A 15085-nucleotide genomic window follows, 5' to 3' on the forward strand; every position below is an offset into this window, starting at 1 on the left:
GAACAACTATAAGGCGCTAGCCAGTTGGTGCGGGGCAACGTGAGTGGCAGGTTGCAACGGCAGCAGAGGCGCATGCGGATCGGCGTCGACCGACTGGCGCCAAGCGGCAAGCCACTCGGGATGCCCTTCGCTCCAGACTTGCTCATGCAGACGCGCCAGCGCTACCGGGTCACTCAGCAGCATCAGACGTTCCTGGTTACTGAGTTTTTCCGGTCCGACGCTCATCGCCTGACGAACCCGCTCGACACGCGTCCATTCAATCGGCTCGGATTGCATGTGCCGCGAGGTGGCCAAGGCGCATGCCAAGGCATTCTGCTGCGGATCGACCACGGCCCGAATGAAGCCCTGTTTCAATGCATGCCAACGGTTTTCATGGGTGTAGTGATCGGTTGCGACCAGCTCTTTTGGCGGCGCGTACTCTTCAGGGATCAGGAAGAGTTTCTCGTCCCGCGCCTTGAGGCCCAAACCGACGCGGCTGGAAATCACCGAAACCGGAATCGACAGCATCAACGAACCGACAATCGGCGCCAGCCACCAGAGAAAGCTCGGGTTCAACGAGGCGACCAACAGGCCCCAGCACAAACCCAGAAGCGTTTGCGGACCGTGGCGTTTGACCGCTTCACCCCATGACGTGGAGTCGTCGTCACGTTGCGGCGAGTTCCAGGTCGCGGCCCAGCCGAGGAACGCGGCCAGTACGAAGCGCGTGTGGAACAGCATGCGTACCGGCGCCAACAGCACCGAGAACAGCATTTCCATCAGCATCGACAGGGTTACTTTGATGCGTCCGCCAAAGCCTACTGAACCCTTGGCCCAGATCAGAATGATGCTGAGCAGTTTGGGCAGGAACAGCAACACGATGGTGGTCGAGAACAGCGCGACCGCCTTATCCGGATGCCATTGCGGCCACAACGGATACAGCTGGCGTGGCTCCATGAAGTACTGCGGTTCCATCAGTGTGTTAACCGCCAACAATGCGGTCGACAGCACCAGGAAGAAGAACCATAACGGTGCCGACAGGTACGACATCACCCCGGTCAGGAACACCGCACGGTGAACCGGGTGCATGCCCTTGACCAGAAACAGCCGGAAGTTCATCAGGTTGCCGTGGCACCAGCGGCGGTCACGTTTGAGTTCGTCCAACAGGTTAGGTGGCAACTCTTCATAGCTGCCTGGCAGATCATAAGCAATCCACACGCCCCAACCGGCACGGCGCATCAACGCGGCTTCAACGAAGTCGTGGGACAGGATCGCACCGGCGAAAGCACCTTTCCCGGGCAACGGCGCCAAGGCGCAGTGCTCGATGAACGGTTTCATGCGAATGATCGCGTTGTGCCCCCAATAATGGGATTCGCCCAACTGCCAGAAGTGCAGACCAGCGGTAAACAGCGGCCCGTATACACGGGTGGCAAATTGCTGCATGCGCGCATACAGCGTGTCCATGCCCGATGCGCGTGGCGCAGTCTGGATAATGCCGGCGTCCGGTGTGGCTTCCATCAAGCGCACCAGACTGGTCAGGCATTCACCGCTCATAACGCTGTCGGCATCAAGCACGACCATGTAACGGTATTCGCCGCCCCAGCGACGGCAGAAGTCGTCGAGGTTGCCGCTTTTGCGTTTTACCCGACGGCGACGGCGGCGATAGAAAATCTTGCCGAAGCCTTTGCTCTCACGACAAACCTCAAGCCAGGCCTGCTGTTCGGCGACGGCGATATCCGTTTCGTTGGTGTCGCTAAGGACAAAAAAGTCAAAGCGATCCAGATCACCCGTGGCGGCTACCGACTCGAAGGTGGCGCGCAGACCGGCAAACACACGAGGGACGTCTTCGTTGCAGATCGGCATCACGATGGCGGTGCGAGCACCGGCTTCGATCGGCTCGTTACCTGCGCTGGCACCGGAGATACGGTATTTGTCGTGCCCGGTGAGCAACTCGAGAAAGCCCATCAGCGCGGTCCAGAAACCCGCCGAGACCCAACAGAACAGAATCCCGAACAGCAGCAAAATGCTGGTCTGCAAGGCATAGGGCAGCACTTGCACCGCAGTCTGGAACAACGTCTGGTGAGTGATTTCATCCAGTGAAACGAAGGACCAGCCTTGATAAGGCATGATCCCTTTCATGTACCAGGTGGCAACGACGGTTTGACCCAGCATCAGCACCAGCAAGATGTAACGGCGCAATGAGCCGACAAAACGCCAGCGTGCCGAGGGCAGCTCGCGCTGGGGCGGTGCAGGAAGGGTCTTGCGTCCCATCAGGCGGCGCCAGCCACGCACCAGGATATTGGTGCGCCATGGCTCAGGGATGACTTTGGTACGACGAATAGGCGGCGTGGCTTTCAGGCAGACCCGACCATTGGCGTCGAGGACGAGCATTTCAGCTTCTTCTAGCTCGTCAGCGGTTGTCAATGTCAGGCGACGGCCAACCGAAGCCTGAGCGGCCTCGGCGCTGTCGGTGAACGGCTGCGTAGAAAGACGCTGGTGCAGCTCGGTGAACGAGGTGCAGCTGGCGAGTTCCGCCCGCTGCTCATCGCTCATCGGCAAATGTGCCAGGTACTCGGTCAGAGACTCTGGCACGGACTGGGAATTACTCATCGGCAGGCAACTGATAGCTCCAGGTCTCGGTCAAGACTTGTACATTCTTGGCCGGTTCCGGATTAGTAGGGGCAGTCTCGGCGTCAGGCTGCGGGGTCTGTTTGCCATCTTTGTCTTTCGCGACATCGGCCTTCGCTACTTCTGCTTTTGCAGCGTCTGCTTTTGTCGAGTCGCCTTTCGCGTCAGCGGGTTTAGCCGCATCGGTTGGCTTAGCCGTGTCAGCCTTGACTATGATGGTGTTCTCTTCTTTCGGAGCCACTTTGCTCTCGGCTTTCTTTTCTACCTTCTTATCTGCTTTGTCAGCAACAATCGCCGCAGGTTCCTTGCCAGGCTCAGCAGGGACTTCACGAAGCAGGTAAGCGCGCATGTCAATCGACTTGCTCGCATCCTTGGCTTTCAGGCGCAACGTCAGACGCCAGCCTTTGGTCACCGGGTTGTAGCGCAGGTTATTTTCTACCAACTCGGTGTTGTCGTCAGTGGTCACTTGGCTGCGGATCGCCGGGTCTTCACCCAATTTTGCGAGCACCGGGCCTTCAAAGTCGACCAGGAACGCCACGCTGCCGTCAGGCTGACGGATCAGATTGGACTGTTTGACGTCACCTGTGGAGCGCAGGGTCTGTTTGACCCAGCCCAGATCAGGTGAATGGATGGAGTTTTCGTCCATGGTCCAGTGCAGACGATAGTTGAACTCCATCGGCTGGCCTGGTTCAGGAATGACCGCGGGCTTCCAGAACGCAACGATATTGTCGTTGGTTTCGTCGGCAGTCGGGATTTCTACCAGATCAACGGTGCCTTTGCCCCAGTCGCCTTTCGGTTCGATCCAGGCACTTGGGCGTTTGTCGTAGCGATCATCCAGGTCTTCGTAGTGGCTGAAGTTGCGGCCACGCTGAAGCAGACCAAAGCCACGCGGGTTTTCCACCGAGAAGCTGCTGACCGCGAGGTGTTTCGGGTTGTTCAACGGACGCCAGATCCACTCGCCATTGGCGGCCTGAATCGACAGACCACTAGAGTCATGCAGTTCGCGGCGATAGTTCAGTACTTTGGAAGGCTGGTTGGCGCCGAACAAATACATGCTGGTCAGTGGAGCGACGCCCAGCTTGCCGACCTTATCGCGCAGGAACATACGCGACTTGACGTCGACGAGGGTGTTGGTGCCCGGACGCAAGGTCAGTTGATAGGCGCCTGTCGCACGTGGAGAGTCCAGCAGCGCAAAGATCACCAGATGGTTGTCGTCCGGCTGAGGACGCTCGATCCAGAACTCGGTAAACCGCGGAAACTCTTCACCCGATGGCATCGCGGTGTCGATCGCCATACCGCGCGCAGACAGACCGTAGACCTGACCTTTGCCGATCACGCGGAAGTAACTCGCGCCCAGCATCGTCATGATCTCGTCGCTTTTATCATCGCTGTTGATCGGATAAAGCACGCGAAAGCCTGCGTAACCGAGCTTTTCGGTGGATTTCGGGTCGAACTTCAAGTCGCCAAAATCGAAACGGCTAGGGTCGTACTTGAATTCCTGCACGTCATTAGCCGTGACTTCATTGATTTTGACCGGGGTATCGAAGTGCATGCCCTGGTGATAAAAGGACAACTTGAAGGGCGTCTTTTCCCCAGCCCAAACGCCCTTGTCTTGAAGAAACCGGATTTTTTGATAATCCGCGAACTTCATGTCGCGAAATTCGTTCGGCAGGTTGCTCTTCGGCGCTTCGTACTTCTGCCCGGCCAGGTCTTTAGCCTTGGTCGCAACATCGTCAAGACTGAACGCCCAGAGCTGGCTTGCACTGAACAGACAGATCAGCGCCGAGCCCGCCAACAGGGCGTTACGTAACCGTTTAGAAGGTGTTATTGGAGTAATACAGGGACTAACAATCACGAGCAACCCTCGCCGAAAAACAGATCATAAAACCAACGGCCAGCTATCAAGTGCCGGGTTGGCGAGCATTGTTCCGACTCCGAAAGGGTCTAATGATTCCCTAAACGGCGACGGACCGGCCTCTGGCCATATCAATTGGATCAACGAACGCTGATCCCCGTAGCGCGCGATTATCTAGCAGGCAGCGTTACAACGCATCAGGTCCGATGAAGTATTTATTGCTTTTTCACCTAATAAATCCGGGCGACCCATGGCAAACGACCGTTTAGCTCTCAAGCAAAAATGTCACAGGGCCATCATTGACCAAATGAACTTGCATATCCGCACCAAATTGGCCCGCCGCCACATTATCGTGCACGCGTCTCGCCTGCTCTAATAGATAGCTGAACAATTCAGCACCGAGCGCGGGCGGTGCGGCTTTGGAAAAACTCGGGCGCAAGCCGCTTTTGGTGTCAGCAACCAACGTGAATTGCGACACTAGCAGCAAACCACCCCCGACATCCTTGAGCGACAGGTTCATTTTGTCTTCGGCGTCGCTGAACACCCTGTAGTTCAATAGTTTGTTCAGCAACTTATCGGCACTGGCGCGCGTATCTTGCGGCTCGACGCCAATCAATACCAACAAGCCCTGATCAATGGCACCCACAATCTCGCCCGCCACTTCGACCCGTGCGCCACTCACGCGCTGGAGCAAACCCTTCATACCGGGCCTTTCACGCTTCTTCGGGCGGCAAATCGAGCAAACGACGGGCAATCTGGCTCGCCGCACGCACCAGCGCATCAGTGATGCCCGGTTCAGACGCCGCATGTCCAGCATCGCGGATCACCTGCAGTTCGCTGTTGGGCCAGGCTTGATGCAGCTCCCACGCGTTGTCCAGCGGGCAGATCACGTCATAGCGGCCATGCACGATGATGCCTGGCAGATGGGCAATCTTGGGCATATCCCGAATGAGCTGATTCTCTTCAAGGAACGCATTGTTGGTGAAGTAATGGCACTCGATGCGGGCGATAGACAATGCGCGCTGCGGTTCAGAGAAGCGATCGACCACCATCGGATTGGGCCGCAGCGTCGCGGTGCGCCCTTCCCACGTGGACCAGGCTTTGGCCGCATGCATCTGAGCGATCTGGTCCGCGCCAGTCAGGCGTTTGTGGAAAGCGCCCAGCAAGTCGTGGCGCTCATCCAGCGGGATCGGCGCCAGATAGTCTTGCCAATAATCAGGAAAAAGACGGCTGGCACCGGCCTGGTAGAACCAGTTGATTTCCTGCGGCCGGCACAAAAATATGCCCCGCAGGATCAATGCATGGACACGCTCGGGATGGGTCTGAGCGTAAGCCAGCGCCAGGGTCGAACCCCAGGAGCCGCCGAACAGCACCCATTTTTCGATCCCCAGGTGCAGACGAATCCGCTCCAGGTCTTCGACCAAATGCCAGGTCGTATTATTTTCCAGGCTGGCGTGCGGAGTGGAGCGCCCACAGCCGCGCTGATCAAAGGTAATGATGCGGTACATATTCGGGTCAAAAAAACGACGACTCTGGATATCGCATCCCGCACCGGGCCCGCCGTGAATGAAAACCACTGGCAAGCCTTCGGGCGAACCACTTTCATCAACGTACAGCACATGAGGCTTTTCCACGGCCAGATCGTGCCGGGCGTAAGGTTTGATCTGCGGGTACAAAGTCTGCATAGGTGCTCCATAGGGGCGTGTTCAGGGGCTTCTATTTATTTTGCCGTGGGGCATCATAAACCCGAATCGGGGAATGATCATGCCCTTAGATAGAAGGGTGGTTCGCAATGGAACGATCGATGCAAGTATTTTACCCATTGCAATTACTCGCGAACCAGATAGCCGGACCTGTGTCGAAGCGTTTAGAGTGAAACATCCCCGCTCCTTATCCATCTGCTCGTTTAGAGGTCGTATTTGATGTCAGAGGAACCGCTTGTTCGTGACGCCGAGGTGGCCGCTTTCCGTGCCGCTGTACTCGAAAAACTCACTTATGCGGTGGGTAAAGATCCAGATCATGCGTTTGACCATGACTGGTTCGAAGCCATTGCCTTGGCCGCCCGCGACCATATGGTCGAGCATTGGATGGACCATACCCGGCAGATCTACCGCAAAGGCCAGAAACGGGTTTACTACCTTTCTCTCGAGTTTCTGATCGGCCGACTGCTCTACGACAGCCTGAGTAACCTTGGGCTGCTGGACATCGCCCGTGAAGCCATGACCGAGCTGGGTGTGGACATGGAGCGCATTCGCTTGCTCGAACCTGACGCCGCGCTGGGCAATGGTGGCCTCGGTCGTCTGGCCGCCTGCTTCATGGAAAGCATGTCGACCCTCGGTGTCGCCGCCCATGGTTACGGTATTCGTTACGAGCATGGCTTGTTCCGTCAGGCGGTGGTCGATGGCTGGCAACAAGAACAGACCGAGAACTGGCTGGACTTCGGCAACCCTTGGGAATTCGAACGTGCGGAGGTGATCTACCCGATCGGCTTCAGCGGCAGCGTCGAGACCCTGGTCAATGAAGCCGGCGAACAACACCAGGTCTGGCGTCCGGCGGAAGTTGTGCGCGCGGTTGCTTACGACACCCCCGTGGTCGGCTGGCGCGGATCAAGCGTCAATACCCTGCGTTTGTGGCGGGCACGGGCGGTCGAAGACCTGCACCTTGAGCGCTTCAATGCTGGCGACCACTTTGGTGCCGTGGCCGAAGTCGTCCGTGCAGAAAGTATTTCCCGTGTGCTGTACCCCAACGACAGCACCGAAGCCGGTCAGGAACTACGTCTGCGCCAGGAATACTTCTTCGTTTCCGCGTCGTTGCAGGATTTACTGCGACGCCACCTGAACATGCACCAATCCCTGCTCTCGCTGGCCGATCACGCCGCGATCCAGATGAACGACACACATCCCTCGATCGCCGTCGCCGAGTTGATGCGATTGCTGATCGATACCCACGGCATCCCGTGGGACACTGCCTGGCAAATCACCGTCGACACCCTGGCCTACACCAACCACACCTTGCTCCCCGAGGCGCTGGAGACTTGGTCGGTGGGTCTTATGGAGCGGATGCTGCCGCGACACATGCAGATCATTTACCTGATCAATGCCCTGCACATCGATGAATTGCGCGCCAAAGGTGTCCATGACTTTGATGTACTGCGTGCGGTTTCGCTGATCGAAGAAGACAACGGCCGCCGCGTGCGCATGGGTAACCTGGCATTTCTGGGTTCACACAGTGTCAACGGCGTGTCGGCATTGCACACCCAACTGATGCGCAAGACCGTATTTTCCGAATTGCACAAGCTGTACCCCGAGCGAATCAACAACAAAACCAACGGCATCACCTTCCGGCGCTGGCTGCATCAGGCAAACCCGCCACTGACCCGCATGTTGGTCGAAGCCTTGGGCGTAGACATTCTGGACAACGCCGAATCACGCCTGATCGAGCTTGAGCCATTCGCCGAGCGTCCCGAGTTCCGCACACAGTTCGCCGAGCAACGCCTGAAAAGCAAAAAGGCCTTGGCAACCATCATTCACGAACGTCTGGGAATTCTGGTCAATCCGGAAGCGATGTTCGACGTTCAGGTCAAACGCATCCACGAATACAAACGCCAATTGTTGAACCTGTTCCACACCATCGCCCTGTATCAAGCGATGCGCGCTGACCCGAGTACTGACTGGGTGCCCCGGGTCAAAATTTTTGCGGGCAAGGCGGCCGCCAGTTATCACACGGCCAAGTTGATCATCAAACTGACCAATGACATCGCCCGTACCGTGAACAACGACCCAACCGTGCGTGGCATGCTCAAAGTGGTGTTCCTGCCCAACTACAACGTCAGCCTGGCAGAAAGCATCATCCCGGCCGCCGACCTGTCGGAGCAGATTTCCACCGCAGGCCTGGAAGCCTCAGGCACCAGCAACATGAAATTCGGCCTTAACGGCGCCCTGACTATCGGCACCCTTGATGGTGCCAACGTAGAAATGAGCGAGCAGGTCGGTCTTGAGCACATGTTCATCTTCGGTCTGACGTCGCAACAGGTCGAAGCGCGCAAACGCATCGGCGACTACAGCGCCACAGGAGATATCGCCAACTCACCGCGACTCAATGACGTGCTGGAAGCGATCCGGGGCGGCGTGTTTTCACCGGATGATCCAAACCGCTATGCCGGTTTGATCGACCAATTGATCGCTTACGATCGCTTTTTGGTGTGCGCCGACTTCGAATCCTATTGGGAGGCTCAAGGCAAGGTCCAGGCACTGTGGCACGACCCTAAACAATGGTGGCGCTCGGCGGTACTCAATACCTCACGGATGGGCTGGTTCTCATCAGACCGAACCATTCGGGAATACTCGAACGACATCTGGAAAGCGTTGGAGGAATAACCAGCTTCGCAGAGAAGAACCAGGCGCCCTCCTTCTCCATCAAACAGAAGATAACCAATTGTTTTTAAATGATTATTTTCTGACGTAGCAGATCAACTGTGGGAGCAGGGCGCGCGCCCAGTGCTTGCCTGCGAAGGAAGTGCCGCGATATACCTGACACCCCATCGGGTCGTTTCAAGGGATGACAACGCGTGCAATGGATTCTTCTGCTGGTCGGGCTCGTGCTGGGCGGTTTGCTGGACGAGTCTTTGCGGGGCGCCCTCGTCGGTGTGCTCGTGGGCCTCGGGCTGGGGCAGGCTATTCGCTTGTCGCTGCTCAGCCGCCGCCTCGACACCACTCAGCGATCGCTTGACGCCATTCAGCAACGCCTGACGTTGCTCGAACCTGCTGCCGACATTCATGAGCCCGCCGCGCCCGCCGTCGAACCCGCTCCCGAATTGACGTGGGATCTACCCGTCGACGACGAACGGGCCGCGCCGGCCGCACCGCCAACCCCGGTTTTCTCACCCGCCTCCCCAACCATGATCGAGCGCGCACTGGCTAGCGCCCGCGACTGCCTACTGGGCGGTAATACCGTGCTACGGGTCGGCGTGCTGCTGCTGTTCCTCGGGCTGGCCTTTTTGCTGCGCTACGCCACTGAAGGCGTGGTTATTTCGCTGGAAGCCCGCTACGCCGCTGTTGCCGCCAGCGCCCTGGCATTGCTGGCGTTAGGCTGGTGGCTGCGATGGCGTAACCGCAATTACGCACTGATGCTGCAAGGCGCAGGAATCGGCGTGCTGTACCTGACGGTATTTGCCGCGATGCGCTTGAATGCGTTGCTCGACCCGAGTGTGGCGTTCGGCCTGCTGGTAGCGGTGACGCTGTTCTCAGCGATCCTGGCGGTAAAACAGGACGCCCTGGGGCTGGCTGCGGCGGCGGCACTCGGCGGATTTGCCGCCCCGCTGCTGACCTCCTCCGGCGCAGGCAGCCATGTTGTCCTGTTCAGTTACTTCGCACTGCTCAATACAGGGATTTTTGCCATCGCCTGGTTCAAGGCTTGGCGCCTGCTGAACCTGATCGGGTTTGTCGGCACCTTCGGCATCGGTTTCACCTGGGGCCTACAGGCCTACACCCCCGCGTTGTTCTGGAGCACCGAGCCGTTTCTGATTGTGTTTTTCCTGATGTATCTGGCGATTGGCCTGCTGTTCGCCCGACGCAAACTGCTGGAACTGAGCACCGCCCCCGACGATGACAGCCGCGAAGCGATGTTGCGCTGGTCGGCCCGCCAGGGTGACTACGTCGACGGCAGCATACTGTTTGGCCCACCGATTGCCGGTTTCGGCCTACAGTTCGCGCTGGTTCAGCACATCGAGTTCGCGCCCGCCTACAGCGCGCTGGCATTGGGAATGCTCTACATGGGCCTGGCACGCCTGTTGTCCGGTCGAGCGCCAGGGCGCGCCTTGCTGTTAGTGGAAACCTGCCTGGCCTTGGGCATGGTATTCGCTTCGCTGGCGATCCCCCTCGGGCTGGATGCACGCTGGACCTCGGCCGCGTGGGCGGTGGAAGGCGCGGCCGTGTTTTGGCTGGGCTTGCGTCAGCAACGACCCCTGGCGCGTGCTTTCGGCCTGCTGTTGCAGACGGCTGCGGGCATTGCGTTGTTCGGCGACCTGCAAGACGACCTGTATAGAACCGACACCACCTTGCTGGCTCATCGCGATGTCTGGACGCCGATGGTCGTCGCGCTGGCCGCGATGCTCAGCGCGTGGCTCCAACTGCGCTTGAGTCCTGTCGATGTGAGTCCCATGAGGGCCGTAACCATGCGGCGCCTGGGCGCATTACTGCTGGCATGGGGCACAGGTTGGTGGGCCATGGCGCTGGTCAATGGCGTGCAACGATTCGCTACGGCCGAATTGCAGATACCGTCGTTGCTATTGCTTGCGGCTGTCAGCGTCGTACTGTGGACGGTCCTGGCCCAGCGCCTGCGCTGGTCGGCGCTGGCGGTGCTGTGCACACTGCTGACCCCGGCCTGCACCGTGCTATTGCTGGCTGCGCTGAACGAAAACTATCACCCGGCAGCCCAGTGGGGTTGGCTGGCGTGGGGTACAGTATTCGTGGTGCATCTCCTGTCGCTGCGGCACCTGGACCGCACGCTGCCAGGCTGGGCGCTCAGCGCGGCGCATGTACTGGGTTGCTGGCTGATCATCAGCGTGTTGGCGCTGGAGTTGCGCTTCGGCTTGATGACCTTGTCCGAACATTACAACGCGTGGCGCTGGCTGGGCTGGGCGTTGCTGCCGAGTGCCTATTTACTGGTGATGGCCGCGCCCCGTGCGTTGCCCTGGCCAATCGAGGCCTATTCTCGAGAATACCGGGTCTGGGCCGCCGCCCCCTTGGCGCTGCTGATGTTGATCTGGTTCTGGCTGGCGAACATTGTCAGCGATGGCGCCGCAGCACCGTTGTCCTACCTGCCGCTGCTCAACCCGCTGGAGTTGGGCTTGCTGTTCGCACTGGCCGGGGTGTTCGTCTGGGCGCGTAGCCGATTATCCCAGCTCGGTATCGCCCATGATCACGCACAACGGGTGGCGCAATCAGTGGCCGGGGTTGGCCTGTTCGCCCTGCTCACCGCCATGGTCATGCGCACCGCCCATCACTGGAGTGGTGTGCCCTATCAACTGAACGACTTGCTGGACTCGATGAAGGTCCAAGCCGGTCTGTCCATCGTCTGGACCTTGATGGCCCTGGCGTTGATGGTCGGTGGACACCTGCGGCAGCGGCGCGAAGTCTGGATCGTCGGTGCCACGCTGATCGGCGTGGTGGTCGCCAAGCTGTTCTTCATCGAATTGAGTAACCGGGGCGGACTGGCGCGGATCGTGTCGTTCATCGGGGTTGGCGTGCTGCTGTTGATAGTGGGATATTTCTCTCCCTTGCCGCCCAAGTGTTCGCCGCCACTGCCTCCGCCCTCCAAAAAATCGACGCCCGATCCGACCACGACCATCGTATGAGGAACACGTTCTTGAGCTGTCAGTTGACCTTCACCCGCGCCGTATTCGGTGCGGCGTTATGCGCAGCCCTCTTCACCACGATGTCCGCCAATGCGCAGGACAAACCGGCCGATTTCGCCACCCAGGTGCCGTTGACCCTAAGCGGCGAAGGCCCCTGGTATCGCATCGAGCTGCCGCTGGCGGTGCAACTGGGTGCGCGCCAGACCGGTCTGGGCGACGTGCGCGTATTCAACGCCGAGGGCCAGGCGCAAGCCTACGCCCTGACCCAGGGTGAGGCTCCGCGCAGGGAAAACCAGACGCCGATTCCGGTGAAGTGGTTTGCCCTCTACAACACCGTCGATACTCGCGATGCCGTGCCGAAGATTCGGGTCGAGCGCACCGCCAGCGGCACGCTGGTCGAGGTGCAACCGCAAGGCGAAATCGAAGCGGGCGAAGAAGTGCTGCGCGGCTGGCTGCTCGACACCAGCGCGATCAAGACCCCGTTGGAGCAATTGATCCTTGACTGGAGTACCGAACGCGAAGGTTTTCAACGCTTCAGTATCGAGGCCAGTGACGACCTGCAGCACTGGCAATCCTGGGGCGAGGGCCAGGTCGCACGGCTTTCATTTGCCGACGAAGTAGTCGAGCAACGCGAAATCGCCCTGCCCAGGCAAACCGCGCGCTACCTGCGTCTGCTCTGGAACACCCCACATTCCGCCCCGACATTGACCTCGGCGCAACTGATCAGCGCCAGCCCCGACAGCCTGCCGTTGCCCCTGGTCTGGTCACAACCGCTGGCTGGCAGCACCGTGAAGCCGGGCGAATACAGCTGGCAATTGCCCAACGGCCTGGCCGTGGAAAAGATAAAAGTGGATATCAGCCAGCCTAACAGCCTGGCACCGGTCACTTTGTCGGGTCGTCTCGACACCAACGCCCCGTGGCAAACCATGGGTGGCGGCCTGCTGTATCGGCTGAACCAGAACGGTCAGGACGTTCTGCAAGATGAGTTGCAACTGCCCGGCCGTACCGTGCAGCAACTCAAACTCGATGTGGATGAGCGTGGCGGTGGCTTGGGCACTGCCGCGCCGCAACTGCGTTTCGCGGTTCGCGCCACACAGTTAGTGTTCCTTGCCAAAGGTGCGGGGCCGTATACCCTTGCTATCGGCAGCTCAGCGGCGAAAGCGGCGGACTTGCCGCTGTCCACCCTGATCCCCGATTATCGCCCTCAGGTGCTTACCTCAATGGGCACTGCACAATTGGCGACCACCCCCGTGGTCATCGCAAGTCCACCAACACCTACCTCGACAGGCCCGGACTGGAAGCGCATCGGCTTATGGGCCATGTTACTGCTAGGCGTGGCTTTCCTTGGCTGGATGGCAGTAAGCCTGTTGCGCACACCCTCGGCAAAATCTTGAGCAGGGTTACCTGCTCCTCGCCGTTTTGAGGCTACGCTCAACAGGCATATGAACTCTATCGGCCAGAACCCGGTCTGACTGGAGTATTACGTGGCCACTCGCGCTAAACTGCGCGGGTCTTTATCCCCCATCTTCGGAGCTCTCCATGTCCCGCGTTACCTTAAGTCGCTATTTGATTGAGCAGACCCGCAGCAACAACACTCCTGCCGATCTGCGCTTCCTTATCGAAGTGGTAGCACGCGCATGCAAAGAAATCAGCCACGCCGTATCCAAAGGCGCGCTGGGCGGTGTGCTTGGCAGCATGGACACTGAAAACGTACAGGGCGAAGTCCAGAAAAAACTCGACGTAATCTCCAACGAAATCCTGCTTGAAGCCAACGAATGGGGCGGCCACCTGGCTGGCATGGCGTCCGAAGAAATGGACAATGCTTACCAGATCCCCGGCAAGTACCCAAAAGGCGCGTACCTGCTGGTATTCGACCCGCTGGACGGCTCGTCGAACATCGACGTCAACGTATCGGTCGGCACCATTTTCTCGGTACTGCGTTGCCCGGAAGGCCACCTGAGCCAGAACGACAACCTGAGTGAGCAGGCTTTCCTGCAGCCAGGCACCAAGCAGGTCGCTGCCGGTTACGCGATCTACGGCCCGCAAACCATGCTGGTGCTGACCCTGGGCGACGGCGTCAAAGGCTTCACCCTCGATCGGGAACTGGGCAGCTTCGTGTTGACCCACGAAGACATGCGTATCCCTGAGACCACTCAGGAATTTGCGATCAACATGTCCAACTCGCGTCACTGGGAAGCACCGGTCAAACGCTACGTCGACGAGCTGCTGGCTGGCGAAGACGGCCCGCTGAAAAAGAACTACAACATGCGCTGGATCGCAGCCATGGTTGCAGACGTGCATCGCATCCTGACCCGTGGCGGTATGTTCATGTACCCGCGTGACAGCCGTGACCCAGCCCGGCCAGGCAAGCTGCGCCTGATGTACGAAGCCAACCCGATGTCGTTCATCGTCGAACAGGCGGGCGGCATGTCCACCGACGGCCATCAGCGCATCCTCGACATCCAGCCCGAAGGCCTGCACCAGCGTGTAGCGGTATTCCTGGGTTCCAAGGAAGAAGTCGAGCGCGCAACGTCGTACCACAAGGCCTAAAACCATGTACGCGCCCTGGCAGCCGTTGCTTGAATGGTGGTTCGGTTCAGCCGAGTCACCGTCCGAGGTAGCGAAAGCCAAGGGCACGCTCTGGTTCGGCAAGAAAAAAAGCCAGGACCGCGACGCGCGCGAGCGTTTCGCGGGTCAGGTCGAGCAGGCACTGGCGGGAGGGTTGTCCGACTGGGCCGAAAACCCACAAGGCTGGCTTGCGTTGGTGCTGCTACTCGATCAACTGCCCCGTATGATTTATCGCGATACGCCCAAGGCGTTTGCGGGTGATCAACGCGCCCAAACATGGGTCGAGCATGGCCTGAAACTGGGCCGCGACCAGCATTTGCTACCGATCCAGCGAGCGTTCATCTACCTGGTGCTCGAACACGCCGAACAGGTTGAGATGCAGGATCAAGCCGTTGTCCACTTTACCGAACTGCTCAATCTACACCCCGCCACTGATCGCGAAGTCTTTGCCGACCAACTCGATTACGCCAAAAAACATCAACGCGTCATCACTCGTTTCTCACGCTTCCCCCATCGCAATGAAATCCTTGGCCGCACATCCACCGCTGAAGAACTCGCGTTTTTGAAAACGCCTGGGTCGCGGTTTTAAGCGCGGCATAAATCCTTGCGTCCTGCGGGAACCAGATCGCCTATTTCTCTTCTAACCTATTGGCAATTCGCCAGCGTCCTACACGCTGTGGCGCCGCACCCTACTGTTCAGGAGC

9 protein-coding genes are annotated in these 15085 nt (G+C 59.0%); 5 read left to right on the forward strand and 4 right to left on the reverse strand.

Annotated features, from left to right (window positions below):
* Positions 1–6 precede the first annotated feature (6 nt).
* From mdoH to pip, 4 genes are all read right to left on the reverse strand, one after another.
* Positions 7–2586: a glucans biosynthesis glucosyltransferase MdoH gene (mdoH, locus tag AC1ME2_RS11760; protein ID WP_480441317.1), complete on the reverse strand. Its 2580-nt coding sequence runs from the start codon at positions 2584–2586 to the stop codon at positions 7–9.
* Positions 2579–4465, reverse strand: a complete 1887-nt coding sequence (locus tag AC1ME2_RS11765) for a glucan biosynthesis protein G (protein WP_480441319.1) — start codon at positions 4463–4465, stop codon at positions 2579–2581. Before AC1ME2_RS11765 ends, mdoH begins: the two co-directional genes overlap by 8 nt.
* 259 nt (positions 4466–4724) lie before the next feature.
* Positions 4725–5162, reverse strand: coding sequence for a D-aminoacyl-tRNA deacylase (gene dtd / locus AC1ME2_RS11770; RefSeq protein WP_480441321.1), 438 nt, complete (start codon positions 5160–5162; stop codon positions 4725–4727).
* A gap of 10 nt (positions 5163–5172) precedes the next feature.
* Entirely contained in the window at positions 5173–6144 is a 972-nt protein-coding gene (pip, locus tag AC1ME2_RS11775; RefSeq protein WP_480441322.1) for a prolyl aminopeptidase, read from the reverse strand.
* 237 nt (positions 6145–6381) lie between these two features.
* Between pip and AC1ME2_RS11780 the strand changes: the two genes are divergently transcribed.
* The 5 genes from AC1ME2_RS11780 (at position 6382) to AC1ME2_RS11800 (ending at position 14970) form a co-directional block, all read left to right on the forward strand.
* Positions 6382–8835 carry a glycogen/starch/alpha-glucan phosphorylase gene (locus AC1ME2_RS11780; RefSeq protein WP_480441324.1) on the forward strand — a complete coding sequence of 818 codons (2454 nt, stop codon included), beginning with the start codon at positions 6382–6384 and terminating at the stop codon, positions 8833–8835.
* A 191-nt stretch (positions 8836–9026) separates the two neighbouring features.
* A complete protein-coding gene (locus AC1ME2_RS11785; protein WP_480441326.1) occupies positions 9027–11813 on the forward strand; it encodes a DUF2339 domain-containing protein in 2787 nt (928 codons plus the stop codon).
* An 80-nt stretch (positions 11814–11893) separates the two neighbouring features.
* Positions 11894–13207: a DUF3999 domain-containing protein gene (locus AC1ME2_RS11790; protein WP_480442106.1), complete on the forward strand. Its 1314-nt coding sequence runs from the start codon at positions 11894–11896 to the stop codon at positions 13205–13207.
* Positions 13208–13352: 145 nt separating this feature from the next.
* The gene (locus AC1ME2_RS11795) at positions 13353–14363 is read left to right on the forward strand and encodes a class 1 fructose-bisphosphatase (protein WP_480441327.1); all 1011 of its coding nucleotides are present in this window, start codon (positions 13353–13355) and stop codon (positions 14361–14363) included.
* Between the two features lie 4 nt (positions 14364–14367).
* Positions 14368–14970: a DUF924 family protein gene (locus tag AC1ME2_RS11800; protein WP_480441329.1), complete on the forward strand. Its 603-nt coding sequence runs from the start codon at positions 14368–14370 to the stop codon at positions 14968–14970.
* The last annotated feature ends 115 nt before the right edge of the window (positions 14971–15085 follow it).

It is taken from the genome of Pseudomonas sp. ASL9, assembly GCF_056680335.1.